This is a genomic window from Oerskovia douganii (assembly GCF_015142735.1).
Lineage (GTDB): Bacteria > Actinomycetota > Actinomycetes > Actinomycetales > Cellulomonadaceae > Oerskovia > Oerskovia douganii.
The window spans coordinates 37,204-58,894 of sequence record NZ_JACSPN010000022.1; the positions used below are offsets into that span (position 1 = coordinate 37,204).

The 21,691-nt window shown below is 71.5% G+C and carries 18 protein-coding genes; 10 read left to right on the forward strand and 8 right to left on the reverse strand.

The window, feature by feature from the left end; genetic code table 11:
* Positions 1–3: 3 nt before the first annotated feature.
* The gene (locus H9623_RS15150; protein WP_193720858.1) at positions 4–519 is read right to left on the reverse strand and encodes a hypothetical protein; all 516 of its coding nucleotides are present in this window, start codon (positions 517–519) and stop codon (positions 4–6) included.
* Positions 520–618: 99 nt separating this feature from the next.
* Here H9623_RS15150 and H9623_RS15155 point away from each other — a divergent pair, with 99 nt between their 5' ends.
* Positions 619–1,356 carry an MIP/aquaporin family protein gene (locus tag H9623_RS15155; protein WP_193720859.1) on the forward strand — a complete coding sequence of 246 codons (738 nt, stop codon included), beginning with the start codon at positions 619–621 and terminating at the stop codon, positions 1,354–1,356.
* 51 nt (positions 1,357–1,407) lie between these two features.
* Here the strand turns inward: H9623_RS15155 and H9623_RS15160 are convergent, their stop codons facing one another.
* From H9623_RS15160 to H9623_RS15175, 4 genes are all read right to left on the reverse strand, one after another.
* Complete coding sequence (locus H9623_RS15160) at positions 1,408–1,779, reverse strand: hypothetical protein (RefSeq protein ID WP_193720860.1); 372 nt, start codon at positions 1,777–1,779, stop codon at positions 1,408–1,410.
* Positions 1,780–2,018: 239 nt separating this feature from the next.
* On the reverse strand, positions 2,019–2,687 hold the full coding sequence (locus H9623_RS15165; RefSeq protein WP_193720861.1) for a TetR/AcrR family transcriptional regulator: 669 nt from the start codon (positions 2,685–2,687) through the stop codon (positions 2,019–2,021).
* Positions 2,688–2,709: 22 nt separating this feature from the next.
* On the reverse strand, positions 2,710–5,028 hold the full coding sequence (locus H9623_RS15170) for a YhgE/Pip family protein (RefSeq protein ID WP_193720862.1): 2,319 nt from the start codon (positions 5,026–5,028) through the stop codon (positions 2,710–2,712).
* 88 nt (positions 5,029–5,116) lie between these two features.
* Positions 5,117–6,049, reverse strand: a complete 933-nt coding sequence (locus tag H9623_RS15175) for an ATP-binding cassette domain-containing protein (protein WP_193720863.1) — start codon at positions 6,047–6,049, stop codon at positions 5,117–5,119.
* A 278-nt stretch (positions 6,050–6,327) separates the two neighbouring features.
* Here H9623_RS15175 and H9623_RS15180 point away from each other — a divergent pair, with 278 nt between their 5' ends.
* A complete protein-coding gene (locus H9623_RS15180; RefSeq protein ID WP_193720864.1) occupies positions 6,328–7,674 on the forward strand; it encodes an NAD(P)/FAD-dependent oxidoreductase in 1,347 nt (448 codons plus the stop codon).
* Positions 7,675–7,874: 200 nt separating this feature from the next.
* Positions 7,875–8,783 (forward strand): lysylphosphatidylglycerol synthase transmembrane domain-containing protein, encoded by a 909-nt coding sequence (locus tag H9623_RS15185; RefSeq protein ID WP_193720865.1) that lies wholly within the window; start codon positions 7,875–7,877, stop codon positions 8,781–8,783.
* 73 nt (positions 8,784–8,856) lie between these two features.
* Here the strand turns inward: H9623_RS15185 and H9623_RS15190 are convergent, their stop codons facing one another.
* Entirely contained in the window at positions 8,857–9,414 is a 558-nt protein-coding gene (locus tag H9623_RS15190; RefSeq protein WP_193720866.1) for a Fic family protein, read from the reverse strand.
* A 188-nt stretch (positions 9,415–9,602) separates the two neighbouring features.
* On the opposite strand from H9623_RS15190, the gene H9623_RS15195 reads away from it, so the two are divergent.
* The 3 genes from H9623_RS15195 to H9623_RS15205 are packed head-to-tail and all read left to right on the forward strand — an operon-like array spanning position 9,603 to position 12,986.
* Positions 9,603–9,914: a hypothetical protein gene (locus H9623_RS15195; RefSeq protein ID WP_193720867.1), complete on the forward strand. Its 312-nt coding sequence runs from the start codon at positions 9,603–9,605 to the stop codon at positions 9,912–9,914.
* Positions 9,915–9,939: 25 nt separating this feature from the next.
* Positions 9,940–10,602 (forward strand): ABC transporter ATP-binding protein, encoded by a 663-nt coding sequence (locus H9623_RS15200; protein ID WP_193720868.1) that lies wholly within the window; start codon positions 9,940–9,942, stop codon positions 10,600–10,602.
* Entirely contained in the window at positions 10,599–12,986 is a 2,388-nt protein-coding gene (locus H9623_RS15205) for an FtsX-like permease family protein (protein ID WP_193720869.1), read from the forward strand. Before H9623_RS15200 ends, H9623_RS15205 begins: the two co-directional genes overlap by 4 nt.
* Positions 12,987–13,070: 84 nt before the next feature.
* Here the strand turns inward: H9623_RS15205 and H9623_RS15210 are convergent, their stop codons facing one another.
* Positions 13,071–15,194 carry an MMPL family transporter gene (locus H9623_RS15210; protein ID WP_193720870.1) on the reverse strand — a complete coding sequence of 708 codons (2,124 nt, stop codon included), beginning with the start codon at positions 15,192–15,194 and terminating at the stop codon, positions 13,071–13,073.
* 234 nt (positions 15,195–15,428) lie between these two features.
* Here H9623_RS15210 and H9623_RS15215 point away from each other — a divergent pair, with 234 nt between their 5' ends.
* Positions 15,429–17,948 carry a hypothetical protein gene (locus tag H9623_RS15215; RefSeq protein WP_191804253.1) on the forward strand — a complete coding sequence of 840 codons (2,520 nt, stop codon included), beginning with the start codon at positions 15,429–15,431 and terminating at the stop codon, positions 17,946–17,948.
* A gap of 86 nt (positions 17,949–18,034) precedes the next feature.
* On the opposite strand, the gene H9623_RS15220 is transcribed toward H9623_RS15215, so the two are convergent.
* Positions 18,035–19,501: an amino acid permease gene (locus tag H9623_RS15220; protein ID WP_193720871.1), complete on the reverse strand. Its 1,467-nt coding sequence runs from the start codon at positions 19,499–19,501 to the stop codon at positions 18,035–18,037.
* A gap of 176 nt (positions 19,502–19,677) precedes the next feature.
* Here H9623_RS15220 and H9623_RS15225 point away from each other — a divergent pair, with 176 nt between their 5' ends.
* The 3 genes from H9623_RS15225 to H9623_RS15235 all read left to right on the forward strand — a co-directional run bounded on the left by H9623_RS15225 (position 19,678) and on the right by H9623_RS15235 (position 21,664).
* Positions 19,678–20,100, forward strand: a complete 423-nt coding sequence (locus H9623_RS15225) for an organic hydroperoxide resistance protein (protein WP_193720872.1) — start codon at positions 19,678–19,680, stop codon at positions 20,098–20,100.
* Between the two features lie 78 nt (positions 20,101–20,178).
* Positions 20,179–20,817: an SDR family oxidoreductase gene (locus H9623_RS15230; protein WP_193720873.1), complete on the forward strand. Its 639-nt coding sequence runs from the start codon at positions 20,179–20,181 to the stop codon at positions 20,815–20,817.
* Between the two features lie 241 nt (positions 20,818–21,058).
* The gene (locus H9623_RS15235) at positions 21,059–21,664 is read left to right on the forward strand and encodes a class I SAM-dependent methyltransferase (RefSeq protein ID WP_321575474.1); all 606 of its coding nucleotides are present in this window, start codon (positions 21,059–21,061) and stop codon (positions 21,662–21,664) included.
* Positions 21,665–21,691 lie beyond the last annotated feature (27 nt).

Below are 21,691 nucleotides of genomic sequence, written 5' to 3' on the forward strand. Positions count from 1 at the left end.
TTTTCAGGGGACTTCCGGGACCTCGCCGACCCCGTCGAACGGGGTGATGAGCGCCCACCCCGTCCCCGACCCGGGGATCTGGAAGGACGCGGCATCCTGCAGGTAGAGGCGCACCTCGCCCTCGACGTCGAGCGGGTCGCCCTCGGGGTACGTCTCGCTCGAGCACGTCGGCGGTGTCGAGACGACCTCGATCCGCTCGCCCGGGTCGACGTCCCCCGTGAGGACCGCGTCGACCTCGACCTCCCACACGTTCGCCTCGTCGCCGAACATCGATCGTGTGCCCGCCTGCTCGACCACGGTCGCATCGACGACCAGGGTCGCCTGCTCGGTCCGCGACGCGTCGTCCGGAAAGTCCGCCCAGGACACGCAGGACTCCGTCGCCGTGCACGCCCCGAGCGCCCAGGCCGCGAGGATCCCGCCCAGCACGACGACCACCGCCCTGGGTGCGCCGACGGATCGCGGCGGGCGACGCCGTCGGGCCTGGTGCACCGTGGTCCCGACCGTCGCAAGATCCTCCATGACCGGCAAGTGTCCCCGACCCACCCGCCGCGCGCCAGGCCCCCGTCTCGCGGGGTGTCGTGCGGCCCGCGCGCGCCCCGCCCCTGGCAGGGTGTGCGCATGGATCCGGACTACTCCCTGGCGGTGCGCGCCGCGTGCGAGTTCATCGGCACGGCGATTCTCATCATCATCGGCAACGGCACGGTCGCGAACGTGCACCTCAAGGGGTCCAAGGGGTACGGCGGCGGGTGGAGCCTCATCGCGATGGGCTACGGGTTCGGCGTCATGATCCCGGCCCTGATGTTCGGCGGGATCAGCGGGAACCACATCAACCCGGCGTTCACGATCGGGCTCGCGACGTGGGGCATGTTCCCGTGGGCCGACGTCGCGCCGTACGTGGTCGCGCAGATGCTCGGGGCCATGGCGGGCCAGCTCGCGATCGTCGCGACCCACAAGCCGTACTACGACCGCACCGAGAGCTCCGCCGACGTCCTCGCGACCTTCTCGACCGTCAACGCCGCGCACAGCCGCGTGAACGGCTTCGCGAACGAGCTGCTCGGCTCGGTCGTCCTGTTCTCGTGCGCGCTGGCGATCATCAACTCGCCCCTGACGACGACCGAGCCCGGCCTGGCGCACCTCGCGCTCGGCTTCCTGGTGTGGGGGCTCGTCGCAGGGCTCGGCGGACCCACGGGGCCCGCGCTCAACCCGGCCCGTGACCTCGGGCCGCGCATCGTGCACGCGCTCCTGCCCCTCCAGCACAAGGGGCCGTCCGACTGGGGCTACGCGTGGGTACCCGTCGCCGCGCCGCTGATCGCGGGGGTCATCGGTGTGGGCTGCTGGAAGCTGCTGCTGGGCTGAGCCGTGCCGGCCCGACGGCGGAGCGAGCGCCCTGCCGCCGGGCGTGTCGGGTCACCCCACGGGCGCGACGTACGTGAAGAGGTTGCCGGCGGCGTCAGCCGTGTAGCCGAACTCGATCGCTCCGTAGGACCCGTCGCCCCACTCGCCGGCCCCGCGGCAGACCAGGACCTCGTCGGTCTCGCGGCCGGCGGCAACCGTGAACACGCCGTCGTCGAGCTCGTCCTGGCGGTCCTCGAGGAACGACGCGTCGGTGATGTCAAGGACCTGCCCGGACGCCGGCTGGCCGGCCGTCATGGCGACGACCTCGTCGATCGCCGACTCGCACGTGAGCGGCGCGAGGCCCAACGCCTTCTCGACCGCGGACCACAGGACAAGGAGAAGCACGACGCCCAGGGCGATCAGCCACCACCCCCAGGCAGGCATCGGGGCGCGGGTGTACAGGACCCATCCGGAGGGCGGCGGGCCCCAGGCAGGGTCCGGTTCCCATCCCCGCGGGGGCTTCCACCCCTGGGGGGGCACGGGCCAGTTGGGGGGTCGGTTGAACTTCCTGGCCATGTGCGCTCGCTTCTCCGCAGGGCGCCGACGGTGGCGCTGCGAGGAAGATAGTGGACATTCGTACCGGGACCAACACTCTGGCGCCCCCGCCGGCACCGTCCGCCGCCCTACACGCCCGCGATCAGCTCCAGCACCGCGGCCAGGACCTCGTCGAACTCGCGCTCGGGCTGGAACACGAGCCACTCGAGCCCTGCGACGAGCGTCGCCCCGAACACCGAGGCCGCGAGCAGCGACAGGTCCGCGCCGGGCCGTTCCTCGCGCAGCGCGGCCGCGTAGAACTCGATGACGCGTGCGCGGATGTGCCCCACGGTCTCCTGCCATTCGCGCCCGACCCGGAAGACCTCGGCCGCGAGGAGCTTGGCGAAGTCCGGGTGGGCGCGGATCTGCTCGAGCAGCGACGCGATGAGCGCCGCGAGCGCCTCCTTGCCGCGCAGCCCCCCGCGGGCCTCGGAGAGCGTGAGGGTCAGTCGTTCGAGGCCGCCCGCGAGCGCGGCCTCGAACACGTCGGACTTGGACCCGAAGTTGTAGTAGACGCTGCCCTTGGCCACGCCCGCCGCGGACGCGATGTCCTCGACGGACGTGGCCGTGAAGCCCTGGTCGGCGATGAGGCTCACGGCCGCGTCGATGATCTGCTGCCGGGTCCCGGCGCGGCGGGCCGCGAAGGCCTGCTCGCGCCGGGTCCCGGTCGGGGCGCCGGACTCCGCGGTGGCGCCCGGCCCAAGGGGCCCGACGGCGTCCGGTCCGTCCGCCGTCGGGTCCGCCTTGGTCGTCGTCATCGTTCGTCCAGCCTCTTCGTCGTCAGATCTCGAGCGCCGGGTGCAGGCGGTCGAGGGTCCAGGTGCGCATGCGCCCCGCCCGCCAGGCGCTGATCGCCAGCGACGCTAGCAGCAGCACGCCGAGGTAGACCACCGCGAACCAGAGCCGTCCGTCGACCCCGCCCGTGATCGTCTGGCGCAGCCCGTCCACGGCGTAGCTCATGGGCAGCAGCGGGTGGATGGCCTGGAAGAACGCGGGCGTGGTCTGCACCGGGTAGGTGCCGCCCGAGGACGCGAGCTGGAGCATCAGCAGCGCCAGGATCGCGACCTTGCCCGCGGCCGGACCGAGCAGCGCCATGAGCGCCTGCTGGAGCGCGAGGAACGTCGCGGCGACGAGCGTCGTGAACGCGAGCGTCCCGAGCGCGTGGGTCATGTCGAGGCCCACGCCCCAGTGGATGACCGCGAGCATCACGGCCACCTGGGCGAACCCGATGCACAGCGCGGGCAGGAACCCGGCGAGCGTCGTGCGCAGGCCGGACGCCGGGGTCGCGAGAGCCCGCGAGGGCAGCGGCCGCATGAGCAGCCACGTGATGAGCGCACCCACGAACAGGGCGAGCGGGATGAAGAACGGCGCGAAGCCCTCGCCGAAGCCCTCGGCCTCGGCCAGGTCGTGGTCCGCGACGGTCACGGGGGCGGCGATGACGTCGGCGCGCTGCTCGCGCAGGGCCGTGCCGTCGTCGGGGATGGCCTCGGACCCCTCGGCGAGCTTGTCGGTCAGGGTCTGCGCACCGTCGGTGAGCTGGGACCCGCCGTCGGCGACCTGCGTGGCACCGTCCGCGAGGGTCTGGGTGCCGTCGGCGAGCGCGCCCGCCCCGGTCGCGGCCGACTGCGCGCCGTCGGCGAGCTGCTGCGCGCCCGAGTACAGGGACGACGTCCCGGCGGCGAGGGTGCCCGCGCCGGACGCGAGCGACGCGTTGCCCGCCGCGAGGTCGGACGCCCCGGAACGCAGCGTCGAGAGCCCGCTGCTCAGGGTCGACGCCCCGGCGGCCACGCCGTCGACGCCGTCGCGCACGGTCTGCGTGCCCGAGCCCGGGTGGAGCTGGGCATCGATCTGCTGGGCACCGGCCGAGGCCGCCTTGACGCCCTCCGAGAGGGCGGGGAGCCCGGCCGCGACCTGCTGCGACCCGTCGACGAGCGCCTGGAGACCGGCCTCGCTCTGCGCGAGCTCGCCGTCCGAGGGCAGCTGGCCGAGCGCCTGCTCGTTCGCGGCCGCGAGCGCCTGCGCCTGGGGGTCGGCGGAGGCGCCGAGCACGGCGGCGTTCTGCTGGAGCAGCGCGCGGAGCGTCGGGACGCTGCCCGTGAGCGAGGTGACCTGCCCCTGGACCTGCGTGACGCCGTCGGCGACCTGCTGGGCACCTGCGGCGGCCTTCTCCGCCCCGGCGACGAGGCCGTCGGGGGCCGTGAAGCCCGCGACGAGCTGCTGCGAGCCGTCGGCGAGCTGGACCATGCCGGCCTGCGTCGTGGCGGCACCGGAGGCGAGGGCGGAGGCGCCGTCGGCCGCGGTCGCGGCGCCCGCGGCGAGCTGCGAGGCTCCGGCGCTCGCGGAGGACGCGCCGTCGGAGAGCGCGCCCGCACCGGTCGCGAGCTGCCCGGCCCCTGCCACGGCCGACCCTGCGCCGTCGGCGAGGCGGTCGATCCCGTCCGCGAGCGTGCCCGCGCCGTCGGCGGCGGTCGTGGCGCCGTCGGCGACCTGGGTCGCGCCGTCGGTGAGCCGGCCGCTGGCCGCGGTGAGCGTGAGCGCGCCGTCGGAGGCCTGCGCGAACCCGTCGCGCGCGCTTCCGAGGCCCACGAGGACCTTGTCGACGGCCTGCGCGCCGATCTCCTCGCGCACCGCGCCCTGGACCTGCGTCATGGCGCTGCGGCCCAGGGTCGTCGCGAGGAACGAGTTGGCGTCGTTGTACGTGACCATGAGCCGTGCGGACTGCGGGTCGTCGCCCGCGGCGCTCGCGACGGCCTCCGAGAAGCCCTCGGGGATGGTCAGCGCGAAGTAGTACGTGCCGTCCTTGACGCCCTTCTCGGCCTCGGTCGCGTCGACGCGCGCCCACTCGAGGTCGCCCGAGTCGACCAGGGTGGACGTGACCTCCTCGCCCGCGTCCAGCCGTTCACCGTCCACCTCGGTGCCGGCGTCGGCGTTGACGATCGCGACGGGCAGCTTGTCGAGGTTGCCGGTCGGGTCCCAGAAGGCCCAGAGGTACATGGCTCCGTAGAGCAGGGGGACGAAGATCATCGCGCCCACGGCGAGCTTGGGCAGGAGGCCGCGGCGGAAGCGCCGCAGCTCCGTACCGGTGGAGGTCCAGGACATCACGAGAGGTGTTTTCCGTTCTGTACGTGCGAGAGGGGGCCCGACGGCGGAGCGTGGGCGGGGCGACGACCGTCGCCCGGGTGGTGGGTCAGGTGGTGACGAGCTGGGGGCCGGTCGCGAGCCGCACGACGTGCGGGGCTCGGTTCCAGCGCATCGCGCCGACCTCGCCCGCCGACGCGACCGAGCCGATCACGGTCACACCCGTGGCCGCGAGCGCCTCGAGACGTTCCCAGACGATCTGGCGGCGGTCCGAGTCGTGGACCTGGTCGAGGTCGTCGACCACGAGGAGCTCGGGGCCCTGTGCCATGGCGATCGCGATGCGCAGGAGCATCGCGTCGACCTCGTCGAGGTCCCAGACCATCGAGTCGAGCGGGGGCAGCTCGCGCGGGCCGAACACGGGGCGGGCCACGCGCTCGTAGACCTCCGGGGTGACCTTGGGCGTGCGGCGGTACCAGGGGGCGAGCCAGGTGAGGCGTTCGCGCACCGAGTCACCGACCGTGACGGCGTCGTCGAGCTCGTCGATCCCGTGGAAGCCGGCGATCGCTGCGCGGCGCTGGACCGCGGTGCGGCGTGCCCGGCGGCCCGTGAGGTTCTCGCCGAGCACGACGAGCCAGCCGTCGGGGGTGTGGTCGGGGGCCATGCGGCCCGCGAGGGTCAGGAGGAGGCTCGAGCGGCCGGCGCCCTGGGGTCCTTGGACGACGACGACCTCGCCGACGGGGATCTCGAGGTCGACGGGTCCGTAGACGAGGCCGCGGGGGCCGTGGAGCTGGAGGTCGTAGGCGCTGATCGCGTGCGGGGTCGCGGCCGGGTGCGGCGCACCGTCGGCGGGTGCTGCGGTCTCGGCGACCTCGGCGACCTCGCCGCCGAGCGGGCTGCGCAGGGTCAGGTCGTCGGCGATGTCCGCGGCGGCGAGGGTCCCGTGCGGGAGGTGCGCGACGTCGTCGGGCCTGCTGGCGTGCGCCCGGGCCTGCGCGAGGTGCGTGGCCTCGTCGCTGCCGTGCCGTGCGACGGGCTGGTTCATGGGGGTTCCTCCGAGAGTTCCGAGTCCGGTCACTCTTTTAGACTGACCGGTCAGTTCGAAGTTACGCGCCCGTGCGCCAGGTTGTCCACACGACCCCAGATCCTCGGGCCCGTGATTCCCGTCACGCGTCCGCCACGAGACAGGCGGTCCGGCCCCAGACGGGCCCTCGCGTCAGGGGCGGGACCACCAGGCTCGGGCCGGAGCACCCGTCTCGCCACCACCCCGCGCGCGACATACGCTCGGACACCGCACCCACCCCGCACATCGAGAGGCACACAGTGAACGACGGCAGCGCCGCGCACCCCGCACCCACCGGGGCGCAGCTCCCCCACGTCGTCGTCGTGGGCGGCGGGTTCGCCGGGCTCGCGACCGTCAAGGCGCTCGCCGGAGCCCCCGTACGCGTCACGCTGATCGACCGCCGCGTCTACAACACGTTCCAGCCGCTGCTCTACCAGGTGGCCACGGGCGGCCTGAACCCCGGCGACGTCACGTACTTCCTGCGCGCGCTGCGCCTGGGGCAGCGCAACGTGCGCGTCGTGCACGAGCACCTCGTGGGCCTCGACCCCCAGCACAAGACCCTGCGCCTGCTCAACGACGAGGAGATCCGCTACGACTACCTCGTCCTGGCCAACGGCGTCACGACCAACTTCTTCGGGACGCCCGGCGCCAAGGAGCACGCGTTCGCCATGTACTCGCGCTCCCAGGCGCTCAAGATCCGCGACACCCTGTTCGTCCGCCTCGAGAACTCCGCAGCCACACCCGAGACGGACGACGGCCTGCGCGTCGTCGTCGTGGGCGGTGGCTCGACGGGCGTCGAGGTCGCGGGAGCGCTCGCCGAGCTCCGCACCGCGGGCCTCGCGCCCGCGTACCCGGAGATCCACGGCGACGCGTTCAGCGTCAAGATCGTCCAGCGCGGCACCGAGCTCATCAAGCCGTTCCCGGCCAAGCTCCGCGCCTACGCGGCGCGCGAGCTCCAGCGGCGCGGCGTCGACCTGCACCTGGGTGCGGGCGTCGCGAAGGTCCTGCCCGACGGCGTCGAGCTCACCGACGGCGCGTTCATCCGCTCCGACCTCACGATCTGGGCCGCGGGCGTCGCCCCGCACGAGGAGGTCGCCCGCTGGAACCTGCCCCTGGGCGAGGGCGGCCGCATCCGCGTGGGCGACGACCTGCAGGTCGAAGGCCTGCCGGACCACTTCGCGGCGGGCGACGTCGCGATCTCGCCCGGAGGCCTGCCCCAGCTCGCCCAGCCCGCGATCCAGTCGGGCAAGGTCGCAGGGCGCAACATCCGCGCCCTCGTCCAAGGCCGCCCGACGACGTCGCTCCGGTACCTCGACAAGGGCACCATGGCCGTCATCGGGCGCCGCGCGGCCGTCGCGGACATCGCCGGGAAGCTCCGACTGACCCGCGGGACCGCGTGGTTGGCGTGGCTGTTCGTGCACATCATGAGCCTCATCGGGCCGCGCAACCGCCTCACGACCCTCGCGGGCCTCGTGACCCGCTACGGGTTCCCGTTCCACCGCCGCCCGGTGCCGATCGTGGGCGACGTCCCGACCATCCGGCCGCCCAAGGGCTGGGTGCCCGAGGACGGCCCGCACCCGCTGCCCGAGGTCACGCCGAACGACTGAGCCGGGCCGGACCGCCGGACCGCGGAGCATGACTACCGGACCGTGGAGCGGGACACCGGTGCGCGAGCCCTCGCACGTCGGTAGGGTCGCGAGACGCCCGCCCCCTCCTCGGCAAGGAGCTCGTCATCACGCAGGCACCCGACGCCGCCGACTCCCCGAAGGCGGCCCGGTCGCCCCAGAGCCACGCCCTGCGCGTCCTCGTGTGGTTCGTGCTCATCGGCGGCCTCACGTACGTCGTCATCCCGGAGATCAGCGAGATCCCCCGCATGGGCGAGGCGCTGCGCGACGCCCAGCCCGCGTGGGCGATCCTGGCGGCGCTCCTCGCCGCGACGGGCTTCTTCGCGGCGGCGGCCTCGCTCGCCGCGTGCTCGCCGATGCACCTGCCGTTCCTGCGGACCACCCGGGTCCAGCTCGCGAACGCGTTCGCGGGCACGGCGACCCCGGCGAGCGTCGGGTCGCTCGCGCTCAACGTGCGCTACCTGTCGAAGTCCGGGATGAGCACCGCGCTCGCGACCGGCACGGTCGCGCTCCAGAGCATCGTGCAGGTCCTGGTCCACGTCGCGCTCCTGGCGGTGCTGGCGCTGGTCGCGGGGCGCAGCATCGGGCAGCACGTGCCCGACTGGGCCCGGTGGGCGTTGCTCGCGGCCGGGGTCGCGGTCGTCCTCACGGGCGTCACGCTGCTCGTGGTGCCACGGTTCCGGCACACCGTCCAGCGGTACGCGCGGGACGACGTCCTCCCGGCGTTCCGCCAGCTCGGCGGCCTCGCGAAGGACCCGCGGCGGCTCGGCCTCGCGGTCCTGGGGGCGATGGGCACCACCCTGTCGTCGGCCGCGACCCTGTGGGCTTGCCTCCTGGCCCTGGGAGCCGGCAACGACCCGATCGCTGCGGCGTTCTCGACCATGGTCGGGCAGACGCTCGCGTCCGCGGCTCCGACCCCGGGCGGCGTGGGCGTGGTCGAGGCCGCGCTCACGGGCGGGCTCGTGAACTTCGGGATCGCCTCGACCGTCGCCCTGCCCGCGGTCCTGCTCTACCGCGTGGTCTCATGCTGGGTCCCGGTCCTGCTCGGCTGGATCACGCTGCGCCTGCTGCAGCGCGAGGACGTGGTCTGACGCGACCCGCCCGACGGCGCCGCTCCCCCAGGAGGTGCGCTCCGCCGTCTGGCATCCGCCTCCCTGGCGAGGGTCAGCGCCGTCGGATGCCCTGCGCGAACACGTCCAGCACGGCCAGGATGCCGTCGTGCTGCCAGATGCGGTTGCGCTGCTTGCCGGTGCGTTCGTGGAGCACACCGGCGTCGGAGAGCTGGACCAACGCGCGTTGCGCGGTCACAGCGTTCATCCCCAACCTGCCGGTCAGGAACGCCGCGTTGACGACGGGGTGGGCGACCAGGTGAGGCACGACTTTCCACGCCGCGGCCTGCGGACGCAGGCTCCCCAGCTGCTCCTTCGCCTGCGAGATCTGCGCCGCCAGGTCGTCGACGACGGCGTCCTGGACCAGGACAGGCAGATCGTCCCGGTGCATGAAGTCCACCAGGTCGCTCATCTCAGGCGCGACCAGCTCGGGCTGAGGCGCGACGTGCGAGGCTCCTCGCGGGCTGATGCTGCTCGTCCCCACCCAGACCAGCCCGTCGCGGTATCGACCTGCGTGCTGTTCCCAACCGCGCTGCCCGGAGAGCAGGCCGTTCTGCACGGCGGGGATCGCGGTATCGTCCAGTCGGTCGGCCAGCGCGAGCGCTGCCTCCATCGCGCGCACGTTGGCGACGACGGTCGAGGCATACGGGCCGGACCCGGCCGCGACCTCACCGCACCGATTCATCACACTCGATCCCACGATCCGAGAACATCCAAACTTTACCTTGCCCGTCGACCGAAATGTCCCTATAGTCTCCACAGGCCAATGCGCAAGATATCGGCCAGTTCGCAGGAGGCACAGTGAATCGCAAGAAGACGTTCGCTACAGTTCTGGTCGGGGTTCTCGTCGGAACCGCGCTGTCCGTTGCACCCGCCCAGGCCGCAGGCCTTTGGGCCAACTGCTCGGGCCAGACTCTGACCAACGGTGCCGGTCAGAGCAAGCCCCGCATCTCATGCACGACCATGGGCACCACGACCAAGGCGCGGGGCAAGATGGACTGCACCGCAGCACCCGACACCAAGACGGCCTGGGTTCGCGCCTACCAGTCGTCCACAGGCGGCTACTGCCTGTTCGGTGCCCGCGGATTCTCCTACGAACTCGCAGAAGTCTAAGACCGAGAGACGAGGGGGTCGCGCCATGCGTGTCGACGTTGAGTTCCATGGCGCGACCCTGATCCTGGGGCACGGGAGAGTGTCGCGCCGAATCCTGCACGACTTCACACACGTCTTCCCTTCTGGGAGCGTGACCGCAATAGTCGGCCCGTCCGGAAGCGGCAAGACCAGTCTTCTGCGCGCAATCCTCGGCGAGGTGTCACCAACGCAGGGGAGGATCCTTGTCGGACGACGCAAAATAGCGACACTCAGCGCGTCTGAACGTTCGAGATTGCGACGATCGACCGTGACCACCATCCATCAGGACCTCAATCTTGTCGAGTCCCTCACGGCATGGGAGAACGTCCTCTTCGGTCTTCGACTTGCGGGGATCAAGAACGCGCACGCCACGGCTGACGAATGGCTGGAACGTCTCGGTCTCGACGGCGTGCGTAACATGTTCCCGGCAACTCTCTCAGGTGGCGAACAGCAGCGGGTCGCCATTGCACGGTCCTTGGCTGGACCCCATTCCGTGGTCCTGGCAGACGAGCCGACCGGAGCACTCGATGAGACGAACACGAGGATCGTGATCGATCAGTTCAAGCACTTTTCTGCAACAGGCAAATGCTGCATCGTCGTCACTCATGACCCGTTGGTGGCGGCCGGCGCGGACCAGGTTCTCACGTTTCACGATGGCATCCTTCAATGATCGCTTCCACGCCCGTGGCTCTCGGGTTGCGCAACGTCTACAAGCTCTGGCCCCAGACTGCACTGCTCCTGACCGTCGTGGGGCTCGTCGTCGCCTCCTCCATGGGCATCCTCTCCGTTCGAGCGACCGCGCAGTTCTCGGCACGGGAGATCGCCAGCATCGCGATGGGCGACGCCGACCTCCAGGCACGTTTCGGGGGCGGTGACATCTCATCGATCGTCCACCCTGAACCAAGTCACGACAACGGGATCGAACGCGTTCTCGTGGACACCGACGTGCAGACGACACTCTCCGGCGACAGCGGCGCGCACTCCCTGGTCGGCCGAGTGGTCCCGTTCCGCGACCCACTCACGCAAGGCATCGTGAAGTTCGATCGACAGCTCGCCGGAGAGGGACAGCTCGCACTGTCGCCGACTGCAGCAGCGCAGCTCGACGTGGCGCTTGGCGATGAGGTCGAGATCGCGTCCGATGGTGGAACGATCTCGCTGACCTACACCGATGAGGTTCGCTACGCAGGAGACACGAGTTCCCCGTTCTTTCTCGTTGAGCGAGAGTCCGTGACCGCTGAACAGGTGAATCAGATCGAGTCCGGGATCGACGTCGGCACACCGAGGTGGTTGATCGAAAGCTCTGATGTGGCCACGGCCGCACACTATCTGCGAAGCCTTGGTCTCACTGTGGTCACACCGTCGGGGTTCAGCCCTCAAGCGGCAACCAGCCTAGTTGATACCGACGTGTTCCTCGGTGGGGTGTCCCTCGTCGGGTTCGGGCTACTGGCAGCCGCGACCGCTTCCCTGGCCCAAGCTCGGCGGCGCCAGAACGGTGTCCTCACGTCCGTCGGGGTCGATGTGAGATCAATCCGGGCCGTATGGGTGATTCATGCCGCGATTTCTGCTGTGCTGGGTTGTGCGGTCGGGATCGTGGCCGGATATGTCGTGACGGTCTCGGGCGTCTGGTGGTTCTCCCGCTCGCTGAACCAGGACATGGGGCCCCTCGCGATCGCGTGGGGGTCGACAGCGGTCATCGCCGCAGGGGCATCGCTCGTCGTCCTGTTGGTCAGCGCAGGCACCGTTCCACTCCCACGCCGGGCGTCTGCGCCGGAGAAGCCCGTGGGCGCGCAGCAGTTAGCACGTTCTCACTTCGGGGGTTTTCCTTCCGTGATAGCGCGGCGCATGCGCCGTAGATCGCGCGGGGTACGGCTCGTTGGAATGGTAACCATCGCCGCCTCCGTTGCCTTGAGCTGCGCGAGCCTCGTCACTGTCGATGTTGCGCAGGAACGAGCTATCGCGTCCTATGTGCCGGCAGTGCGCGCTGGCGACGCCGTCCTCGGTACGAGTCGTGTCCTCACGGACTCCGAGCGTTCGGCGCTGGAAGCAGGAGCCAACGTCCGGCTGATCGAGGACCGACGCGCTGCCTTTGCTGTCGATCAGGCCGGGTGGGCCGTGCCGGTCTACATCGACAGCCCGTTCACAGAATGCGCCCGAGAACAGGGCGTCGACCCGTGCATCGACGCGATGTCGATCATGGACGGTCGGTCGACGATAGCCGTCGACAGCGCAGATGCCGCTGCCTTGATGAATCGCGAGCTGTCGGCTGCGGAGCGCGAGGCTCTTGAGAAGGGCGACGGGCTCCTTCTCGCCGGGTCCACGGCCCTTGTCGCGCTGGTCGCACCGCCTGGCTATTCCGAGAGTTCGGAAGATTTTCGACGAGAGATCCACCCGTTGGCGGTCGATGGATTTGCCAACCATTCACGACTACCGGCGCTGCTGATCTCTCCGGCGGCGATGCAAGAATGGGGTCTCTTCGAGGATACGGACCCGACGGGCCACTATGTCGCTGTCCCCCAGACTGGATCCCTGGACGAATCCGTGATTCGCGCCGAACTTCCCTCTGATCTCGCCTATGGCACCGAGGTTCTTGTCGAGAGCGGCCCACCGTACGTCAAGGCGCTCGAATCGTTCGTCCGGGGAACAGTGCTCTTCGGGTCGTCCCTCGTGCTCTTCGTCGTTCTCCTGCTCGTTGCCGCATGGGCAGAAGACAGCGCCCCACAACTTCGCATAATGGGAGCGTTGGGGGCCAGACCCGTCCTCTTGCGATGGGTCTTGGTCCTTCGCAGCCTCGGATCCATCCTGCCAGCAGTCACCATCGGAGCCCTTGGTGCGGTTGCGGTCAGCGTCGCCTTCGCGGCGTACGCCGGCATGGAGTTCCGGTGGTCCGGCACGCTGTGGTTGCTCCCAATCCTGTGCGCGCTCATCGGCGCAGTGTCCTCCTCCTACCTCTTCGCCCCCGTCGGTACCAGGACCATTACTCGTGCCTCGCGCCCCCCGAAGGTCGGAAAGGCCCTGAGCGGGCGACGAGTCTCGGTCCGGCCCAGCGGTCGATAGGGGTCGGTCGCAACCCGTGTGGGGTCCCTACGGGAGTTCGGGAGGTGCGCTCCGCCGTCGGGCGTGGGTCTTCCTGGCCGGGTGCTACTCGCGGACCGGTGCGCCCGACGGGAGCGCGGGCGCCTCTTCGACCGGCACGTCCTCCTTGCGGCCCAGGGCGCTCGGCCACCACATGTGCCGTCCCACGTCGAGGTTGAGGGCCGTGACGAGCACCGACCGGACGACGAGCGTGTCGAGCAGGACGCCGAACGCGACCGCGAACCCGATCTCCGCGAACGCGACCACGGGCAGCGTGCCCAGCACCGCGAAGGTCCCCGCGAGCACGAGCCCGGCCGACGTGATGACCGCGCCCGTCGCGGCCAGCCCGACGAGCGCACCTCGCCGCGTCCCGACGCGCAGCGACTCCTCGCGCACCCGGGTCATGAGGAAGATGTTGTAGTCGATCCCGAGCGCGACGAGGAACACGAACACGAACAGGGGCAGCGACGTGTCGGCGCCCTCGAACCCGAACACGTACCTGAACACGAGCGCGCTCACGCCCAAGGCTGCGGTGAACGACAGCACGACCGTCGCGACGAGGATGAGCGGCGCCGTGATCGCACGCAGGAGCAGCGCGAGGATGACCAGCACGGTCAGCAGGATGATCGGGATGATGAGCATGTTGTCCGCGGCCGAGGCGCGCTGGACGTCGAGCGTGATCGCGCTCACCCCGCCCACCTGGGCGTCGGCGTCCGGGACGGCGTGGACCGCGTCCCGGACCCGGTCGACCGTGTCGTAGGCGGCGCGGGAGTCCGGCTCGGACGTGAGCGTGCCCTCCATGTACGCGTAGCCGCCGCTCGTCACGGGCTCGGTCACGGTCGACGCGTCGATCCCCTCGGTCCCCGCGAACGCGTCGTGCACCGCAGCCACGGCCGTGGGCGACGACGCGTCCGCGACGACCACCACGGGAGACCCCGACCCGGCCGGGAAGTGCTCGCTGAGGACCTGCTCCCCCACGATCGACGGCTGCTCCCCCCGGAACGACTCGGCGCTCGACAGCCCGTTCGCGTCGAGCTGCGTGATCCCCAGACCCAGCACGGCCAGGACGATCGACGTCACGACCCACACGCGCCGCGGGCGCCTCGCGATGCGGTTGCCCAGCCGCGCCCAGACGCCGTGCTCGGTCGGCTCGTCGTCGCCCAGGTGCGGCACGCGCGGCCAGAACACCCACCGGCCCGTCGCGACCAGGAGCGCGGGCAGGAGCGTCAGCATGACCAGCAGCGCGACCACGATCCCGACCGCCGCGACCGGCCCCAGCCCGGCCGTCGAGCTCATCTGCGCGAACAGCAGGCACAGCATGCCGATCGCGACCGTCGCACCGCTCGCGACGATCGCCGGGCCCGCGCGGTGCAGCGCGAGCGCCATGGCCTCGTGCCGGTCCTCGTGACGACGGAGCTCCTCCCGGTAGCGCGCGACGAGCAGCAGGGCGTAGTCCGTCCCCGCCCCGAAGACCAGGACCGTGAGGATGCCCGCGCTCTGCGCGTTCACGGTCAGGCCCGTGGTGTCCGCGAGGACGTAGATCACGGCCTGCGACACGGTCAGGGCGACGCCCGCCGAGAGCACGGGCAGGAGCCACAGCGTGGGGCTGCGGTACGTCAGCAGCAGGATCACGATCACGACCCCCGCCGCCGCGTACAGCAGCGTCGAGTCGATGCCCTCGAACGCGGCGGACGAGTCCGCGGCCGACCCGGCCGGACCGGTCACGTAGACGTCCATGCCGTTCGCGCCGTCCTCGGCGGTCGCGCGCAGGTCCGCGACCGCGTCGGCCGCGAGGTTCCACCCCTCGCTGCCCAGGTCGAGGGGCACGATCACCTGGGCGGCCTGCCCGTCCTCCGACGGGACCGGCCCGACGACGTCCCCGTCCAGCGTGTCGAGCTCACCGAACGTCGCGACGTCCTGGGAGACCGCCGCGAGGTCCTCGGGCGTGAGGCCCGACTCGCGCACGTAGACCAGGACCGCGGGGATCGTGTTGGGCGAGGTGAAGCTGCTCGCGACGTCGAGCACCTGGGTCGACTCGGCGTTCGCCGGGAGCCAGGACTTGGCGTCGTTGTCCTGCGCTCCCGTGAGCTTGCCGGCCAGCGGCGCGGTCAGTGCCAGGACGACCGCCCAGAACGCGATGACGACCCACTTGGCGTAACGGTGCGTGATCCAGCCGGCGATGCGAGACATGGGTTCTCCCCGAGACTCCCGGTGCACTTCGGCGCGAGATTCCAGCGCACACCCACGAGGGGGTGGGTGTCAACGGTTCTGATCGCCTGGGCGAGCGGAGCCAACCTGTGGACAAGTGCCTACGTGGGGGGTCGACCTGCTACGAATGGGGCGCCACATTCACCAGAGAGCAGGGGGCGTCTCTGGGTTCGGTCGATCGAGACCACGACGGCGCCCCAGGGGGACGCCAGGACAATGCCAGAAGAGACGATCGCCTCGAACCCTTCGTCCGCCGAGGGAGCGACCACGGGAGAGCCCGCCGGGCATGCGCCACCGCCCACGCTCCCTCTGACCCGTCAACAGCTCACGGCCGCTGCGGCCCGCGCGGGCATCGGCTACGCGGCAGGACTCGTCGTGGCTCTGCTCGCCGTCGTCGCGCTCGGGATCAGCATGGCGACCACCGACGCCTCGTCCTGGAGCGGGGGCAGCGACGTGTCGGTCGACGGACTCGGCGCGGTACTGACGCTTCCGTTCCTGTTCGTCGGCATGGCGCTGCTCGGCCCGCTCAACGCCTCACTGGTCGGCCAGGGATCCGCGAGCGTCTTCCTCGCGCCGCTGTCGATCACCGCCGTCATCATGGCCGGCATCCTGCTGTGGACGGTCGTCCGGCGCCGCACGACCGACGCGGTCGCCCCTCGGGCACCCCGCACGCTGTGGCTCGAGTCCCTCGTGACGGGCGGCGTCCTCGGGCTCGGGGGCGCGATCCTCGCGGCAGTCTTCCGCTTCTCACAGAGCACGGGCGACGGACTGTTCCAGTATGCGTTCACGACCGGTGTCAACGCGTTCGGAGTCTTCGCGGGCGGCATCCTCGTGGGCACGACTGCTGCCGCGCTCGGCCTCGCGCTCCGCTCGCCACAGCCGGGGCTCACTGCTCTGGGCATCCCCGTGCCGGCCGTCGTCCGACGCTCGGCCGACGCGCTGCTCGTCGGTGCCGTCCCCGCGGTCGGCCTCACCCTGATCATCCTTCTCATCGCCGGGGTCGCACGGCTCGGCCTGGGTGAGACGATCACCGGCGTCCTGACCGTCCTGCCCAACGTCCTGGTCCTGGGACTGGGTGTCGCCTCGCTCGGCGGCATCCAGGCGAGCGCTTCTGGAGGCGGCGCCGCAGCGGGGTACGTCGCCACGCTGTCCAGCGAGGGCGTGCCGGCCTGGGCCTGGCTCGCCGTCCTGATTCCCGTCATCGCGGTCGTCGCCGCCGGCACCCGCTTGCGCCTCGTCGCACGCGACCCCCTGCCCTGGTCGGCCGCCTGGGCGACCCCCTTGGTCCTCGCAGCGGTCACGCTGCTCGCCACCCTCGTGTCGGGGGTGCGCGCTGTCGGGAGCGCGTCCGCAGGACTCCTCGGCTCCGCAGCAGGCGAGGCCGCACTGCATCTCGCCGTCTGGACGGCTCTCGTCGCCGCAGCGTGGGGTCTGCTCGTCGAGGTCGTGGCCCGCCGGTTCGCCCCGTGGGTGGTCGCGGTGCTCCCGCCTCGACTGGTGAACCTCCTGTCGACCACCCGCACCACCACCGAGCCCCCGGGTGGCAGCGACAGCGGCACCGCAGGTGACGGTACCGCCCCTCCCGCGCCTGCCGTCCAGAGCGCCCCGTCCGGAGCCGACCCGCACCCCGGGGCGGACGACGTGCCTGCGGGCTCGGCGCCGTCGAGCCTCCCCACCACTCCCGAGGCGGGTCCGCCCACGCTCCCGGCCGTCGACCGCAAGAAGGCGCTGATCGTCCTCGGGACCGTCGGCGCAGGGATCATCGTGGTGGTCGGCGCCGCCGTCGCACGGAACGTCGTCGCGAGCACCGTCTACTCCCCCTCCGCCCCCGTCGAGGCCTATCTCGACGCCCTCGAGCGCGGCGACGCCCAGGCTGCCCTCGCGCTCGCCGACCCGGACGTGCCCAACAGCGAGCGCACCCTGCTCACGAACGACGTGTACGGAGGGGTCGCGGAACGGCCGACCGGCGCCACGATCACCGACATCGAGCGCTTCGAGGACATCGCGACCATCACCGCCACCTACGACCAGGAGGGCCGGAAGTCGACCCAGACGTTCACGGTCCGCCGCACGGGAGCAGAGCTCCTCGTGTTCGACCGCTGGGAGCTCGTCGCTCCGGAGGTCCCCGTCGTCGACCTCGCATCGGTCGCGAACCAACAGTTGGGCACCGTCGTCGTGAACGGCGTGGACGTCGACCTGGCGCCGAGCGGCTCACCGGCGTTCCGCGCGCTCCCCGGCCGGTGGGAAGTCACACTGCCCGACGTCGGAGAGCTCCAGAGCGCACCCACGCTGACGTTCACCGTCGGCGGGCCTGGGGACGTCTGGTCCGACGGGCCCGATGACGAGGTCCTCGGCTACTCGTTCACGTCGGAAGCGCTCGACGCGGCCGAGGCAGCGGCTCGGGCAGACCTCGACGCATGTGTCGCCTCACCCGAGGCCGAGCCCGAGGGGTGCGAGCTCGCGGACTTCTCCTACCGTGCCGACGAGGTCACGGGCGCTGCGTGGGCAGTGACGACCGACCCGACGTTCACGGCGACGGACGACGGGCCGTCGATCACCGTGGAGGTCCGGGACGGCCAGGTCACCCGCACGGGCACCATGCCCCCTGGCGGCGGATGGTTCGCCGAGACCGAGCCCACCCCCTACAGCTACGAACGGGACCTGCGCTACTCGACGACCTACGTGATCGGCCAGGACGGAAAGCTCGTGATCGGCGAGGGCATCTGGGACTGGTGACCCGCGCCCCACGCCACGTCGAGAACGAGGTTGCGGTCGTTCTGGGGCCCAGAACGACCGCAACCTCGTTCTCGGCGCCTCAGGGGTCAGGCGGTCCGCTTCCGGAGCCACGACCGCACCCCGTACACCGCCACGATCACGCCCACGAGCACCACGGTCGAGACGAGCTGGACGCGCGCGGCGTCGTCGAACAGCATGAGCACCACGAGCCCCGCCAACCCCGCCAACGTCGCCCACGTGAGCCACGGGTACGCCCACATGCGCAGCGTCATCCGGTCCGCGCCGCCCGCTGCGGCCTCGAGGCGACGGCGCAGCCGGAGCTGGGACACCGCGATGAAGACCCAGACGACGAGCAGCGCCGAGCCCACCGCGTTGAGCAGGATGCCCAGGACCTCGCCCGGCAGCAGCCAGTTGAGCCCCACGGACACGAGGCCGAAGAACACCGAGAGCAGCACCGCGACCCAGGGGACCCCGGTCGGCGAGACCTTGGTCAGCGCGGGGTGGCCGTCGCCGCGGCCCGCGAGCGAGAACGCCATGCGCGAGGTGCCGTAGACGTTCGCGTTGAACGCGGACAGCAGCGCCACGACGACCACGGCCTCCATGAGCCGGGCTGCGCTCGGCAGCCCCGCGAGGTCGAGCACCGCGACGAACGGGCCGCTCAGCAGCTCGGGGGCGTCCCACGGCAGCACGAGCGCCATGATCGCGACCGCGCCGACGTAGAAGAAGAGGATGCGCCACACGATCGAGCGCGTCGCGGTGACGATCGCCTTCTGCGGGTCGCGCGCCTCGGCCGCGGCGATCGTCACGATCTCGATACCGCCGAACGCGAAGACGACGACCAGCAGCCCGGCCGCGATGCCCGGCAGCCCGTTCGGCGCGAAGCCCGCGAGCGAGGCAGGGTCACCGAAGATGTTGGTCGTGCCCACCGGGTCGGTGCCGGGCAGCCAGCCCAGCACGAGCAGGACCCCGATCACCAGGAACGCGACGATCGCCGCGACCTTGATGAACGCGAACCAGAACTCGAACTCGCCGAAGTGCTTGACGCCCCACAGGTTCACGACCGCGAACACCGCGACGAACACGAGCGCGACGACCCACTGCGGCACGCCCGGGACCCACCCGGAGACGATCTGCGAGGCCCCCGTGATCTCCGCACCGAGCACCATGATGAGCGTGAACCAGTACAGCCAGCCCAGCGTGAAGCCCGCCCAGCGCCCCAGCGCGGTCTCGGCGTAGACGGAGAACGACCCGCTCGACGGCACGGCCGACGCCATCTCCGCGAGCATGCGCATCACGAGGATCACGAGCAGCCCGGCCACCGCGTACGAGACCAGGACGGCTGGTCCGGCCGTCGCGATCCCGACGCCGCTGCCGAGGAACAGCCCCGCCCCGATCGCGGAGCCGAGCCCCATCATCGTCAGGTGGCGTGTGCGCAGGCCGTGCGCGAGCTGCTCGCCCTCGGGGGCGAGGGACGCGGGCGGGTGCGTGGCGCCGTCGGGCAGGGAGGAGGACGAGCCGTCAGGAGTGCCCGACGGCGAAGGTGCGTTGGTCATGGGGGTGCGGTCGTTCCGTGGTCGAGGAAGGACGCCGAGGCGGCGACGTTCCACGGTACCTGGGGACGGGCCTCCGGTCGGACGCCGCTGCGCCCTGGGCGAACCGACCACGCACAGTTGCCCGGAGCGACATACGTTCGAGGGGTTCGTCCGTCAGCCCACCTGGAGGTAGCACGATGAAGGTTCTCTACACCGCGGAAGCACTCGCCACCGGAGAGGGCCGCAACGGCCACGTCCGGTCGACCGACGGGCGCGTCGACCTCGACGTCGCCGTGCCCAAGGAGATGGGCGGCAGCGGCGACGGGTCCAACCCCGAGCAGCTCTTCGCCGCGGGCTACGCGGCGTGCTTCCACTCCGCCCTGCTCGGTGTCGCACGCCAGCGCAAGATCACGGTCGCGGACTCCGCGGTCGGGACCGGCGTGTCGATCGGACCGCTCGACGGCGGCGGCTACACGCTCGCCGTGCGCCTCGAGGTCAGCCTGCCGGGGCTCCCGCGCGACGTGGCCCAGGAGCTCGCCGACGCCGCGCACCAGGTGTGCCCCTACTCCCACGCGACCCGCGGCAACATCGACGTCACGGTGACGGTCGTCGAGGAGTAGCACCCCCGCCCCGGCAGGCGAAGCGCGCCGCCGCAGGGCACCGTGGAGAGCACACCCGAACGAGACCCGAGGAGAACCATGAAGATCGCCCTGATCGGAGCCCACGGCAAGGTGGGTCGCCTGCTCGTCCCGATCCTCGCGGACCACGGCCACGACGTGAGCGGGATCGTCCGCTCGGAGTCGCAGCTGCCGCTCGTCGAGGAGCTGGGCGGGACCCCCCTGCTGCTCGACGTCGAGCACGCGTCGACCGAGGAGATGACCGAGGCCCTGTCCGGGCACGACGCCGTGGTGTGGTCCGCCGGGGCAGGCGGCGGGAGCCCGGAACGCACCTACGCCGTCGACCGGGACGCCGCGATCCGCTCCATGGACGCCGCGGCCGCCGCCGGGGCGCACCGCTACGTCATGGTGTCGTGGATCGGCTCGACGCCCGACCACGGCATCCCGGAGGACAACAGCTTCTTCCCGTACGCGGACGCCAAGCTCGCCGCCGACGACCACCTGCGCGGCACCGACCTCGACTGGACGATCCTCGGCCCGGGCACGCTCACGAACGACGCGCCCACCGGGTCGATCGAGCTCGACCCCGACGACGGCAGCGTCTCGCGAGGCAACGTGGCCCTGGTCGTCGCGCAGTCCCTCCAGTCCCCGTCGACCGTGGGTCAGTTCATCCGGTTCGTCGACGGCGACACCCCGATCCTGGAGGCCTTCGGCCGGTAGCCGCCCCCCCGGTGCCGAGAACGGGGTTGAGGTCGTCATGAGGCTGATGACGACCTCAACCCCGTTGTCGACCGCGGGCAACCTCGTGTTCGGTGGGCCGTCCGGCCGCTGAGACCGCGGGTCGCCCGCCCCGGACGGCGGCGGTGAGCGAGCAGGACGGAGGTACGGTCGAGGCTCCGCCCGACCGGGCTCCCGAGCCTCGGCCGGACCCGACCACCCGCCCGACCCCGAGGAGCCACCGGTGAGCAAGGCCAACCCCACGCGCTGGGAGCAGAAGACCGCCGTGAACCCGTCCCACTCGACCTGGTACGTCGAGAGGTTCCGCTCCATGGCCGCCCAGGGCGCCGACCTCGCGGGCGAGGCCCGGCTCGTCAATGCCATGCTCCCGCGCGGTGCACGGGTCCTCGACGCCGGGAGCGGACCGGGCCGCGTGGGCGCCGAGCTCGCGGCGCGCGGGCACACCGTGGTGGGCGTCGACGTCGACCCCGTGCTCATCGAGGCCGCCGAGGCCGACCACCCCGGGTCGACGTGGCTCGTCGGGGACATCGCCGAGCTCGACCTGCCCGCCGTGGGGGTCGGCGAGCCGTTCGACCTGATCGTGTGCGCCGGCAACGTCGTGACGTTCCTCGCGCCGGGCACCGAGGTCGAGGTCCTGCGCCGCTTCCGCGCCCACCTGGCGCCGGGGGGACGGGCCGTGGTCGGGTTCGGGGCCGGGCGCGGGTACGCGTTCGACGCGTTCTTCGCCGACGTCGCCGAGGCCGGGCTCGAGGTCCAGCTCAAGCTCTCGACGTGGGACCTGCGGCCGTTCGCGGACGACAGCGACTTCCTGGTCGCGGTGCTGGGCTGACTCCCGGTGCTGGGCTGACTCCCGATG